Annotated in this window: 10 protein-coding genes and 2 pseudogenes; 3 read left to right on the top strand and 9 right to left on the bottom strand. The window is 61.5% G+C overall.

Translation table 11 applies throughout. From position 1 onward, the window contains the following. Positions 1-159 precede the first annotated feature (159 nt). From AB8Z38_RS30085 to AB8Z38_RS30120, 8 genes and pseudogenes are all read right to left on the bottom strand, one after another. Positions 160-327, bottom strand: a pseudogene (locus AB8Z38_RS30085) (IS481 family transposase); the annotation flags it as partial. Positions 328-915: 588 nt separating this feature from the next. Beyond that, positions 916-1080: a hypothetical protein gene (locus tag AB8Z38_RS30090; RefSeq protein ID WP_369721268.1), complete on the bottom strand. Its 165-nt coding sequence runs from the start codon at positions 1078-1080 to the stop codon at positions 916-918. Positions 1081-1139: 59 nt separating this feature from the next. Then, positions 1140-1298, bottom strand: coding sequence for a hypothetical protein (locus AB8Z38_RS30095; RefSeq protein WP_369721269.1), 159 nt, complete (start codon positions 1296-1298; stop codon positions 1140-1142). A gap of 106 nt (positions 1299-1404) precedes the next feature. Further along, entirely contained in the window at positions 1405-1593 is a 189-nt protein-coding gene (locus AB8Z38_RS30100) for a hypothetical protein (RefSeq protein ID WP_369721270.1), read from the bottom strand. 2793 nt (positions 1594-4386) lie between these two features. Further along, a pseudogene (locus AB8Z38_RS30105) lies at positions 4387-5294 on the bottom strand (IS3 family transposase); the annotation flags it as partial. A gap of 590 nt (positions 5295-5884) precedes the next feature. After that, positions 5885-6100, bottom strand: a complete 216-nt coding sequence (locus tag AB8Z38_RS30110) for a hypothetical protein (RefSeq protein ID WP_369721271.1) — start codon at positions 6098-6100, stop codon at positions 5885-5887. Positions 6101-6407: 307 nt separating this feature from the next. Beyond that, positions 6408-7130, bottom strand: coding sequence for a Crp/Fnr family transcriptional regulator (locus tag AB8Z38_RS30115; protein ID WP_369721272.1), 723 nt, complete (start codon positions 7128-7130; stop codon positions 6408-6410). A 446-nt stretch (positions 7131-7576) separates the two neighbouring features. After that, positions 7577-9958 carry a VCBS domain-containing protein gene (locus tag AB8Z38_RS30120; protein WP_369721273.1) on the bottom strand — a complete coding sequence of 794 codons (2382 nt, stop codon included), beginning with the start codon at positions 9956-9958 and terminating at the stop codon, positions 7577-7579. A gap of 291 nt (positions 9959-10249) precedes the next feature. Between AB8Z38_RS30120 and AB8Z38_RS30125 the strand changes: the two genes are divergently transcribed. Both AB8Z38_RS30125 and AB8Z38_RS30130 read left to right on the top strand, forming a co-directional pair. Beyond that, positions 10250-10870 (top strand): FecR domain-containing protein, encoded by a 621-nt coding sequence (locus AB8Z38_RS30125; protein ID WP_369721274.1) that lies wholly within the window; start codon positions 10250-10252, stop codon positions 10868-10870. Further along, on the top strand, positions 10864-11691 hold the full coding sequence (locus AB8Z38_RS30130) for a tetratricopeptide repeat protein (RefSeq protein ID WP_369721275.1): 828 nt from the start codon (positions 10864-10866) through the stop codon (positions 11689-11691). Before AB8Z38_RS30125 ends, AB8Z38_RS30130 begins: the two co-directional genes overlap by 7 nt. Before the next feature lie 127 nt (positions 11692-11818). On the opposite strand, the gene AB8Z38_RS30135 is transcribed toward AB8Z38_RS30130, so the two are convergent. After that, on the bottom strand, positions 11819-12118 hold the full coding sequence (locus tag AB8Z38_RS30135) for a PRC-barrel domain-containing protein (RefSeq protein WP_369726642.1): 300 nt from the start codon (positions 12116-12118) through the stop codon (positions 11819-11821). 335 nt (positions 12119-12453) lie between these two features. Here AB8Z38_RS30135 and AB8Z38_RS30140 point away from each other — a divergent pair, with 335 nt between their 5' ends. Beyond that, complete coding sequence (locus AB8Z38_RS30140; RefSeq protein WP_369721276.1) at positions 12454-12933, top strand: cupin domain-containing protein; 480 nt, start codon at positions 12454-12456, stop codon at positions 12931-12933. Positions 12934-13037: the final 104 nt, after the last annotated feature.

Raw genomic sequence — 13037 nt, forward strand, 5'->3', positions numbered from 1 at the left:
ACGCTTGCCGCCCAGAATGCCGCTGATCAGCGCCACAAAGCCTGCGTCTTTTGCCTCATCGCTCATCGCTTGCGCCTATTGCTCCCAGCCTAACACCTCTTGCGCGAGACGCCACCGGCGCGCCACGCGAGAATGGGATGGAGTTCGGTTCTGAAGCGCCTAGCTGTGGAGCCTCAAGAGGTTGTCCCTGGTCAAACCAAGTCGGTTGATCGGGGTTTGTGAGTCTATACCACCATGGGCACGGTGGCAGTTGTATTTATGCAGCCAGATCGGCAGCTCTTGAGCGCGCCGATCTGATGTTGGGTAGGCTTTGGCGTAAGCCCATTCACATCACTCGGCAGGTCATACCAGTGCAGCTGCCGCTGCGTTGCTAGGCGGCCCAGTTCAGCGCAGCGAACCGCGCCGGCGCGAACCCGCCGGCTCAGCTTGCCCTTGCCCTCGCGCTGAGGCCGCCGCGAATTGCAAGTGCGTGAGTGTTGGTCACCCGCAGTAGCGAGAGGCTACGGGATGCGATCTACCGCCGGCGCGCACCCAACAACGACCATGACGCCAGCGATGGGCTCCCACAGCAGCTCCCGTGGCGGGCCCCTACTGCCGCGCCGCGGCGCCCTCCGACGGCACCTCGCCTCGCTGAACTCTGGGCCATAACGTCCGTGATGGGCATCGCAAGGCCGAGCATGAGCAGGACAGAAAAACCGGAACCGCGAAGCATGTGACAGCTCGCTTCGCTGACTTACGCATTCTGAATCTTTAGCGGATTGCCTTAGACGATGGAAGCGCCGGGCCCAGCAGTCCTGAGGCACAGCAAATGCCCTCAGGCGATTGGAGGTGGACAGGCCAGCCCGCTGGGCCCGGTCAGTCCTTGATCCGATTCTCTCGGACGTCCTTTAGGATCGCCTCGTACGTCGCGATTACCTACTTGTTGCGATCGATAGCCTCCTGAGTGACGTCTCGCCGGGCGCCGCTTCCTTCGCGCTCACCGAGCTTCATTCTCCCGGATTCGAGTGGCTCCAGGTCGCGTCTCAGTTGATCGAGCTGGTTTTCGACGGCTTTCGCGTATTCGCGCCAGTCCACTGCCACCCCTGGTCCTCCCGATTGTTGCGAGCAACTGACGCAACCGACGGGCGAGCGCAAGGACTTCAGTTGTTCGGCCTCGCGCGCCAGCCGTAATCCCGATGCGGAATGGTGGCAGTGATATCGACGTCTCTGCTGTTCGACTGGCGCCACGCTGCAACGCCCATGCACAAGGTCAGGGTCAGGCTGAGGGCAAGCAGAAGTATCGAGACGAAATGGCTCACGGGTGCATCCGCGCAGGATGAAACTGGAAGCGAGAGCACATGGAGCGCCGATTCGGAAAATGCAGGGCAACTGACCTAGTGCCGGTTTTCCCCACTTAGCGCAGGATCAGGACAAGGCACCGCGGCCTGCCGCGGTAATGGTGTATTCGACTTCGCCCGAGCCTAGGGGGTCGGCCTCGACGAGCCCCAGCTCGACCAAGCGGGCGATGAGCTCATGGTCAAACAATGGTGGGCTGGTCCAGGATTCCGAAGCCAGGCGGTTCAGGAAGTCGCGTTCGATCGCCGTCAGGTCCATGATCGGGGCCAGCTAAATGCTGCTGCAAGCGCTCCAGACGCCGACTGCAACGGGGACGAAGGCGACACAAAGCCAAAAAGCGGGCGCCCTGGAGTAGAGGCCGGCAACGAGGATGCAGGCGCCGAAGCCGACAATTCCAATTGAAATCGCGTACGCGACTGCTGTTTCCATCTGATCGATCCACAACACAAGGGACCGATTGCGCCCGTAAGACTCGCCACGAACCGAAACGTTCCTGGGCGGCCCAAACTGCTCGCTCAACTTCGCTTCTATTTCGAGTTTGGTCTCATATGGACTCGCTGGCGGATTGTCTTCGCAAAGGGCCGCAGCGCTACCACGATGAAGCTGCCGAGAAGCATCAACCAAGCGGCCAGAGCGGCACACCACAATAGGTCTTCAAGTATCTTGGGCATCGCAGTACCCCGAGAAATGGCTGTCTGGAAATGTGGACAGTCTTGCCCAGCGGAGCGGAGGTTACAAGGCGCTGGAAGTAGCAGCCGAGCGACGGCGCGACCTTGCCGACAGGTATGTGCTTCTGACGGAATTAGCCTTCAGGCTTCGCCTTCAGCGCGATCTCGATGCGGCGGACTGCTTGGGCACCTGTACCGAGCACCGCGACCATTGTGGCCAAGTACAACCAGCTTTCGCCCGAGGACCAAGCGATCGTGACGGCCAAGATCAACCACATACTGGCGGAGCGTGACCAATGAAGCGCAGGCGCAAGATCCATCGAAAGCGCGACCGGCAATGGTTGATGACGCATCGGCGGCGGCTGAGGCGATGACAACACGGGCGCGCCGGTTCACGCTGGCGGGCTTTCGTGCCATCCTACAGGGGCGGCCGGCCCTCGGTCGGCTGCTTCGGCCAACTTCCGCTGACCGCAAGGTTGGCGGGTTTTCTTTTGGACCCGATGTGCCTGTAGTCATCCGAAGATGTAAGCGCCAGCCGATGGGACTACAGTCCTCACTTTTGGCGGACAATGCCGCGGGGCGATCAGGCAGGGAGTGCTGCACCAACCCTCATCTGCATAGGATGTCGGCGGCAATTGGATTATCTCGCGATGCTGCCGCAGATTTCAAATCTGCCCGCCGTCCACGTCTACAGGCCGCCCTCAGCGGCGCCCCTTGCGCCTCCGCGACGCAGGGGCCGTTTTTACCGGAACGATCCGAAAAATGCATTGTTGGCAATCAACGGGGCGCTCCAGACTGTTGGGAGATAATGCCCGTGCTCTCTCCAGATCAGGTCCTACGACATTGCCCTAACTGTCATGCTTGGCCGATGCCCGCCAACTTCATCCGCCCCGTCTGGCCAAGCCAGTCGCCCCAAATTGAGTTTCGGTGCGCAAGGTGTGGCCATGAAGAGACCGCCCAGGCCGAAAGCACAGGCGAGATGAAACCCGTTAAGAAGCCGCGGCGGAGATGGTCCCCTGAGATTTTTCGGTGACACAGTCAATTCTGCAAAGAACAATGCCGCCGCGTAGGCAACCAAATCACGTCGGTTCACGCTGGCAAAGCATGTGGGGCGCACATGAGAACGGCCCCGATCGCGAAAGGGAGCAAAAGCATCGGGGCCGCCCTTTGCCGGCGGACTTGAGGAGGCCACGCCGGCGCCAGAGTGAAGCACCGCTGAATACAGCGGGCAACCGGACAGCGCTTGTGACGGGCTTGAGAGTCGCTGAGTAGCGTCGCGTGATTAGGCTAGGTGGATAGCGCTCTTGCACCAAATCGCATGTGTGGCCCGGGCACAGTCATGACGGAGTCGTCTGAGGTTCAGTAGCGTACTCGTTGCGTCCTAATCGGAACTGAGGAACACGAACAGTAGTCTGACCGAGCTGAAGCACGAGAGCATTCTGTGCGTCGCAGGTCCTCTACCACTCGTTCGAAGACCTCGCCGGCCCCCAGGTCCATTTACCGGGCACGTAATCAGAAGGAGGGTCCGCAGAGTTTGCCGCCTCGGCCACATTGGAAGTGGGCGGATGAGGATGGACCCTACGGGCCTGATCTGGTGCCACCTTCGCGCGGTCTTCGTTCCATTTGCGGCTCTGAGCGAAATCGGCTGACATGCTGGGACCTCCGCTGACCGCGCAGAGGTAGCAACTCCAATCGGCAAATGCTGTAACCGAGGCGCTACATCCGTGACCAATCGCGCCATTTTGCCTATTTGTTTCAGGCTTGTACCACAACGTGAATTGCCGCCCCGAGACCCACAGGAATACTCGTCCCGCTATGGTGGCAGGCTTTTTGGTTACTGGCGGAATTGCCGTTTTGGCTTTAGCCGTCACATTCGCGTCGGTGTTGTATATCGACGCTCGGGCTGAGCGGCGGAGAGATTAGGGCAACCACCGCCGTCGCTGCGGAACGTGCGCGAACTCCTGCGCTTCTGGGTGTGGAATTCTCAATTGAGGACGAGGCGGCGAATGAGGTGCCCGCCGGTTCACCCCGCCGGGCCTGTTCTCGTCATTGCCTGACGAGCTTGGACCGCATGCCGGCCAGGATCCTGTAAGCAACGCGCCGCCAGATCAGGTTCATCAGGACTAGCATGTTGGACTCCCCGCCATTCGAACGCAGCTAGAACTCGAACAGTTCTGTTTCGCGGTGATTTCGCCGAGGATGGGAAATGATTTCGTCGGACCAGAAGCTTGGCCGCCGGTTCACGCTGGCAAAACAGTGGTTCATGAGGTGCTCCTGATCGAATGAGGAGCGCGCCAATGGCGGAAGAATTCCAAACATCGTGTGAGCTTTCGAAGATTGCCAAGCTCAACGCCGATTTCAGGCGAAACTACGGAACTCTGCTCAGGCGCTGGAACTGTTCGCTGACGTATTGGCTGCCACGATCGGAGTGATGCATCAGGGCATCCGGCTTGCCACGCCGCCAGACGGCCATCAGAAGGGCGTCCGCAACCAGTTGGGCCGTCATGCTGGCGCTCATCGACCAGCCGACCACCCGTCGCGAGAACAGGTCGATCACTGCCGACACATAGAGCCAGCCTTCCGCGGTCCAGATGTAGGTAAAGTCGGCGATCCACTTCTGGTTTGGCCGCTCGGCCACGAACTGACGATCCAGAAGGTTCGCCGGCACGTGCGTGACCTGGCGATCGCCGTCGTCCTTCGGGAGGCGCCGGCGCCTTGGTCGCGCCCGCAAGGCCTGCAGGCGCATCAGCCGCTCGATCCGGTGCAGGCCGCATTCGACGCCGTCTGCCAAAAGGTCTCTCCAGACGCGCCGTGCGCCGTAGGTCCGGTCGCTGGCAAGGAAGCTTGCCTTGACCTGCTGGCCTACCGTCTCGTCGCTTCGGGATCTGGCGCTGGGCGATCGGTTCAGCCAGGCATGGAAGCCCGACCGGGATACGCCCATTGCTTCGCATAGCCATGCCACCGGCCAGATGTTCCGGTGCTTCGCGATGAAGACGAACTTCATGTCGCTTCCTTCGCGAAGTAGGCCGCGGCCTTTTTTAGGATGTCCCGCTCCGCCTTCAGCTTTGTGACCTCGCGCCGCAGCCGCTCGATCTCCAATTGCTCAGGCTTCATTTGGCCGTGGCCAGGGAAGGCCTGCACAGGGTCGGAGCCGAACTCCTTCACCCATTTGCGCAGCACGTTCTCATGGACGCCAAGGTCGCGGCCCGCTTGCGCCACCGACACCCCTCGTTCCCTGACTAGCTTGACCGCCTCGACTTTGAACTCTCGACTGAACTTCCGTCTCTGCATGACCTACCTCCGGCTTGATAAAACACCCAATCTTGGTGTCCATCAAACCGGCAGCAGCTCAGAAACGCATCCCACCACATATAACAAACACAGTTTAGAGTACCTGCGTCGGCCTCGCCCAGGTGAGACAAACGTGGAGTGCAACGCGGCTCAAATAATTGAGCAAATATAGAGTGGCGATAGACCTCACGCAGCGGACCCGATGCTTAACCGGCACATCAGTTGAACAAAGCCATTTGTTATCGCCGCTTGCGCTTGTATTTACCAGGTAAGTCAAGCCTTGTGCAATTTGGTTATCGGCAAACCCCTGCAAGGCAGGCTCTGGTTCTTCAAACAGTCGAGTGAGGTAAGATACGGCCTTCATCGGCCGAGGGTCCCACCAATCATGGTCAGGATCGAAGTACCAAGGCGCTTGTTGCACGCGAACCTCGCGTCCGAATGAGTGCTCCAGCCAATCATCAAACGTGAGGTCTTGCAGGTGCATTACAAATGCCGCCGTCAGCACCAATATGCGCGGAATCCGCCAAACGAGATCCCGGCCACGACGCAGCCGATCACCGCGTGCCCGCCGACTGATGCGGTTCGCTCGCTCAGTAAATGCATTGCCGTACCCAGTAGCCACCGCTCACCCGTATCCACTGGCATGGGCTTGGAGGAGGCTCTTTGATGATCGGCCAGCCGTGGATGTCGATATTCGTCGGCGCGGTGATGCCGCGCCAAAACACCGCATTCGCTTCGGAGGGACGGAAGACGAGGGCCGCCGCAAGACAGGCAACGGCAACGCAGACCAAAAACAATCGATGCATTGGTTCTATCCGCCGAGATAAGTGGCTCCCGATGTTACCCCGGCTCCGCGACTAAGCCAAGAGACGGCCGCCATATCTCAAGCTCGCTAAAATTGCTTGACCAGGCTTTCTCGTCCTACCCCTCTTTGTCCCTTGAGATATGCGGAGGGACTCTCAAAATGTCTGCTTATCAAGGTAGAAGTCGTTGGCACGCACGCAGAATGACGCGATTGATCCGAAGCGGACATTAGGTAGGAGATCCCGCTCCAGGCATTGAGCCGCGCCCAAACGACTAGCATCGTCCGTTTCATTTACTGCGTCGGCACGATCAAACCCGAGATGAGGCTGCATTCATAGAGAAGATCTCTTCGACTCCGACGCGCATGGTATCGCGGCATTCGCACGCCACCGTTGCGAGCCGCGATTGGTCGATCTCGATTTCGCCTCGCCGTACAGATCTGATCGCTCCGGAAGCGCGAAGGTTGCGCATCAGGAGCGTCACCGTCGTTCGTCGCACACCCAGTATTTGCGAAAGCGCCTCCTGGGTGAGCGGGAGGACGTCGTCGTCGATGCGGTCGCGAAGATGGAGCAGCCAGCGTGCCATGCGGGCTTGAACCGGATGCAGCGCATTGCAGGCTCCGCCGACTTGAAACTGTATCAGCATCGCCTTGAAGTGAATCTGGACAGCGTGACGGATCGCGAGACTCCGGCTGAATGCGCTGTGGAATCGCGATGCCGGGATTCGCGAGGCGGCGCCCGCGGCTCGAACGATGGCAGTAACGGCCGCAGGGGACGGCCCCAGCACGGAAAGAGTGCCTACTGCTCCCTCGCGGCCTATTACGGCGCTGGCGACTGTCTGCCCGTTCGCCATATCGATCATCACCGAAATGGCGCCACTATGAGGGAAGAAGACGTGCTCGGTCTGGTCACCCGCCCGCGAGACGACCGCATCCCGATCGAGCGCGACCATCTCTAGCTCTGGTGCCAGCAGATCGAGGTCCGCCGCCGGCAGTGCTGCCAGAAGTCGGTTACCAATTCCGCTGGGAAGCATCACTGTAGCCGGCCGCGAAACATCCGCTGCATGGCATTTCGAGCGGTACAGGGCGGCAGCTTCAAACTTTGTTTAAATCCGCCTACGCTACGCGCTCCGAAATTCAGTTCAGCTGCGGAAGCTCTCCATCGCAAAAATAAAACTCCAAACCCGACCGCGAGGCAAATTTCTGTCTCGCAGGATCGTTGAGAGGTTTAGATTCAGGGGCTACGCGGCACAATTGCAAAATGCGTATAGGTAACACCATAGGGGGGTCCAATTTCTGGGGCGCGGCAAATGCCGCGGCGACTCTCGGAAGGAGACGATGCGCGGCATATGCGGACCAAGCAGTCGTTCGGTCCGAAAGGCAGATTTTCTCACGTTGAGTTTTCTGCGTTTTGACCGGAACTGACATCGGGAATTCTGCAAGTGCTGCTCCTGTCGCCTTCCGAGGATGACCTTGGAGGTTACAATGACTCATTCATCGTGGTTGGGACGGACGTGAAGTAGCGCCCATTCATGCCTCTCGACGGCCGTGCAGCTGATGGCGGTGCGGGTCTGTAAATGCGATGGGCGCAGCCATAGGAGCGCCTCCGGAAAAGACCAATCCGCCCAGACGCGACCAACACGTCGGCGGCTTTTAAAGGATCAGATCGTGTTGCAAGGGTAGCTTTCCTTCGTGGCCAGCAGCCTGCTGCTCGCCGAAACGCCAACCCCTCCGATGTTGCATCGTGGGACCATCCGGCCGCGGCGGAATCGTGCTCCGGATCGAGCGCAGCGACGGGGACCGAGGAAGCGTCCGCCGGGGCAGCCAGGCTTGCATGCTGCTGTTCCGCACCTGCCTCGAAATGGAACGCGGACTCGGCCCCGTAGTGCAAGCCATGGTCGTCAGCGCCCTGGATGACGACGGTCACGACCTGGGGGGTGCCGTCGATCGTGGTCATGGTGAAGGTGTCGGTCAGCGCGTCACAAGACCTCAAGGCCTGGACCGCGGGGTTGTCGGGATCGAGCACATATGTCCACGTGCCGCAGGTGGTCATCGTGAAACTGCCGTAGCCGTGGTCGCTCGCCTGCGGGCATGTCGTGGCCGTGAAGGTGTCGTCGGGATTGTCGACGTCCCTGTCGGACAAGGTGCCGCTGGCGCGTGGCGGCGGCTCGCAGGAGTTGCTTGGCTCGGTCACGCGTCCGCAAATATCGCCGCAGACGACCGCGGCGTCGTTGGCACCCTCGATGGTGACGGTTACCGTCTGTGCCGTGCCGTCAGCGGCCCTCACGGTGAAATCGTCAGTGAGCGACTGACCTGCGTTCAGCGCCTGCACCGCGCAATTGCCGTTGTCGAGCGCGAAGCTCCAGTGCCCGTCCGCGGTCATGGTGAAGCTGCCGTAACCGTGGTCGCTCGGCTCTGGACATGTGACGGGAACGAACGCGTTCGACGGGCCGTCGACGTCGGTCGCGGTCAGAAGGCCGCCCGCGGTTGGGACGCCCTGCGCGGAATTGTGGACCCCGCCCGCTTCGACCACGCGACCATGCGTGTCCCCGGAGATGACGGCCGGATCGTCGGCGCCTTGGATGGTCATCGTGACGACCTGCGGCGTGCCGCCGATCGTGGTCACGGTGAAGGTGTCGGTCAGGGTCTGGTGCGCTGTAAGCGCCAGCACCGCGGCGCTGGCGGAATCAAGCGCGTAGGTCCAGTGCCCATCGGACGTCATCGTAAAGCTGCCATAGCCTTTGTCGCTGGCCTGCGGAGAACTCACCGCCGTAAACGTGTTGGCCGGATCGTCGACATCGGTGTCGGCGAGCTTGCCGGTCGCGGTTGGGACGTCGTGCGCCATGGCCGCCGCCGCGATTGCGGCGGCAGTCATGGCGATCGCGGCGACGGATCCGCCGGTCTCACCGCTTATCGCCGCCGCGTCGTCGGTGCCGGCGATGTCGATCGTGAAGGTCTGGCTCGCCGAGGCGAAGCCGTCGGACGCCGTGATTATGAAGCTGTCGGCGTTCGGCGCCTTCAGCGCGTTGATGGCGTCGTTGTTCGGTACGTAGGCGTAGGAGCCGGTCGCACTGTTCAAGTACAGGATTCCGAACGAGCCGGCCTTCTCGACATCATAACTTGCGCCCGCGTCGGTGAAGGGGCCGACCGCGCCGCCCGCGATGCCAAAGGTCGGCGTCGTGCCGGAGCCGAAGCTCGTGGCCGAGAAGCTGCCGCTGCTCGCCGAGAACTTATCGAACGCGACTGTGTCGATCTCGACCGGGCCCGACCCGAGCGTTAGTGTCGGTGGCGAATGGATCAAGGGCCCATCCGGCACGATGCTGGCCGGCACCACCAGCCCGGGAAGGGCATGTTGGGGACTGGGCCCGTCCGGCGCCTGGAAATCGATCGGCTGCGGCGCCTCATCAACCGCTTCGCCCGGAGGCGTGCCGGATCCGGCCGGCCCATGGTCCTTCGAGTAGTTGGCAAGCACGTCCTGCTGCTGGCGCTGCAGGTCCTCCATCCGTGACGCGTTGTTGCCGATCTGCGCGAAGCTGACGGACGATCCGGTGTTGCTCAGGACGACCGTCTGCCCTGGATCGTCGACGATGATGTGTCGCGGCACCGCCTCCTTCGTGACGAGTTCGAAGGTGCCATGCTCGAACCCTTTGTAGGTGATGGAGGCGTCGTCGAACACGGCGAGATCGGGATCAGCCGCCGACGCTTCTTTCACCGCCGACAGGATCAACGCGACGAAGGACAGCCCTCCGGCCCATCCGAGTCCCGCGACGACGGTCGACTCCACAGCGCGGCGGCCGCTGACGGACGGCGGAGTGCGTCGGTCCGGCACCGGCCAAAGACCGTTGAAGATTGCGAGCGACATCCTGAACGCCTCGCATACTGCCGGTTCCGCCGAAGAGATCGATCTAGCATGAGTCAACCCGTCGAGGTTTCCGGATCGACCCCCAAAGTAGGTTTTGTTCCCGAGGCCCCTGCACCGCAACGTCGACTCAGTACGCGCAAATGCGCTCTTTTGTTAGCGCGGAGCGGTCAGGACCGCCGTCCGCCTTGACTAAAAAGGGGTAGTCACATTTTGCGATATGGTGCGCCGGGCGCGGCTCTGGCAACATTGGCGCCGGGGTGGATCGGGCTCTCAACTGACGGGAGCGGCCGCATGCGCGGACAAAGGACGATTGCAGGACTTCTGGGCCTTTTGCTCGTGGCGGTGGCGTGTCCGCTTGCGCCGGTTCGGGCGCAGGACGTCAAGCCGATCGGCAAGGTGGTGACCGTCGCTGGCAAGGCAACGATCGAGCATATCGATGCCGCGGTTGTGCAGGCGAGACTGTCCGACGATGGGGCCAGCGCGAAGGTCGGCGACCCAATCTATCGAGGCGACGTCGTCAGGACCGGCGCCGACGGCCGCCTCGGCATCAATTTCGCCGACGGCAGCTCCTTCAGCCTGTCGAGCAACGCCAGCATGGAAATGAACGAGTTCGTCTACGATCGGGACGGCAAGGACAATTCAACCTTGATCAGCCTGACCAGAGGAACCTTCACCTTCGTCGCCGGCAGCGTCGCCAAGACCGGAAGCATGAAGGTGGACACGCCGGTGGCGACGTTGGGGATCCGGGGCACCACGCCCCACATCGAGATCTCGGACGACGGCACGGTCAAGTTCGCCACCCTGATCGAGGAGGGCAAGGACGCCGTCATGAAGCGGAAGGCCGGTCCGGCTGTTGCGCCTCCCCGGCAGCGGAGGGCCGACCGCGCGCTCGGCGTCTGCCGGGGATGCTGAAGGTCTTCGGGACGGCGCCGGTGATGATCCTGTTACTGGTCGCCCCCGCGTCGGCGCAGAAGCCGGAAGGTCAATTCCGGAACGTCGAGCTCTGCAACGCCACCTCATCGCCCGACCGCAGGATCGAGGCCTGTTCAGCCTTCATCGTAGGCGGCCGTGGTGGGCCGCAGGCCATGGCCATCGCCCACAACAACCGCGGCATCGCCTACGCGGCGAAGGCCGACTACGACCGCGCCATCGCCGACTTCGACGCGGCCATCGACATTGATCCGAGCTTTGCCAAGCCCGTCAACAACCGCGGCGCGGCGAGACTGAGGACAGGGGACTACGACGCCGCGATGGAGGATTTCGACCGGGCCATCGCGCTCCAGCCGGCCTACCCCGGCGCCTTCGTTAACCGCGCCGAGGTCTGGCTGAAGAAGGGCGATCTCGTACGCGCCGAAAGCGACTACGCCGCGGCGACTCGTCTGAACGCCGACATCGAAGGGGCCTGGAGCGGCCTTTGCTGGATCCGGGCGAGCACGGGCGACCCGCAAGGCGCGGTGGAAGCCTGCGACAGGGCGATCGGGTCGGGCGCGCATACGGCCGCGACCTACGATTCCCGCGCGCTCGCCCACCTGAAGGCCGGTCGGACCGACGCGGCCATCGCCGACTACGACGCCGCACTGCGCATCGACCCCGGGTTTGCCGCAGCGCTATATGGCCGTGGCCGGGCGAAGATCCGCAGAGGCGAGACGGCCTCGGGAGAAGCCGATGTCGCGGCCGCGAAAGTTATCCGGAGCGACATCGGCGAGGAATTCGCGCGCTACGGCGTACGGTAGTCCGTCCTCAACGCGTGCTCGTCGGAGAATGCCCTCGCCGCCGGATGTTGGGGTCCCCCCACCAAGAGAAAGAAGAGGACCGGCTTTCGACGGTCCTCCGGGAACTTACATGACATGTGCTCCCGTATTACTTGTTCACCTTGCTCTCACTTTGATCCGACCAATTCCAGCTACTTTCGTCGCTGTACTTAGGCGCGGCCTTTAATCTGTCCTCCGTAACGTTAGTGACGTAGCCGCCGAGACTCTCATCGTATGTGAGCGATTGCCACGGCAACGGATAGTCGTCGTCACCTATTCCTAGGAAACCGCCGAAGCTCAAAACGGCGTATTTCACTTGGCCGCTTCTTTTGTCGATCATCGCGCGTTCGACGCTACCGATCTCTTTCCTATGCAGACCGCGAATTTCCCGGACGCCGCAGGCTCTGATGGATTGCGGATTATCGTCTCGTCCACCCTCGTAAGCCTATGCGGGTCCTGCGTGAGAAGACCCCAGCGGCAGGTTCCTAGCAGGGAGGCGCGCGCTGGGGCCAAAGGCCTGCCAGTACGCTACGCGGCAGGCTTGCTTGATGGTCCACCCAAGCGCGACGACCCGGCATTAACGTAAGTGAATCTAGGCTGCATACGAAGAGGTACCACTTTCGAAAACTGCCCCCGGTGGCTCTGCGACAAGTTGGCTCTTCACATCGCCCGCGGAAAACCGGATTTTGCGAGGGCCGGGAAAACTCGGCAGACTGCAAAACAAGTTCAGTCGAGGTGAGACCGATGCCGCTCGCAGCTTTCGACACGACGCATTGCGATGTTGATCTGGAGCCCTCACCGATCGAACCATCGTGGATCATTGAAGGAAATCCGGAAGCTCGCTCGCGCGTTTTGTCGACGAGCGGATGCAAGACTGCTTGGACCCTGATCTGGTCGTGCACCGAGGGCCGGTTCAACTGGCACTATGAGTTTGACGAAACAATCATGATCCTGGAAGGATCGATCGTGCTCGAAGGCGACGGTATGCCGCCGAAACGCTACGGCGTCGGTGACGTCGTCTTCTTCCGCAACGGTACTCGCGCCACATGGTGTGTCGATGGTTATGTGAAGAAGATCGCCTTCTGCCGCCTGACAAATGCGCCGGGGCTCGGTTATGCCATCCGCGCACTCAACAAGCTCAGGTCTGTGATCAGGCGGAACAGCCCGGCCTTGGTCCCCGCGCTCGGCTGTTTTAACCTGCTGGGCCAAGTTGAATTTGATTGAGCAACGAGCCTCAAAAGAGGCAACCCCTTTTCACGTTGTGTCCAATATCGCTGTCCGGAGAGGTTTGCTTGGCAGCATCAGCCCCTACTACGCGCCCTCCTTCG

It is taken from the genome of Bradyrhizobium sp. LLZ17 (assembly GCF_041200145.1).
In the GTDB taxonomy this organism is placed as follows: Bacteria; Pseudomonadota; Alphaproteobacteria; order Rhizobiales; family Xanthobacteraceae; genus Bradyrhizobium.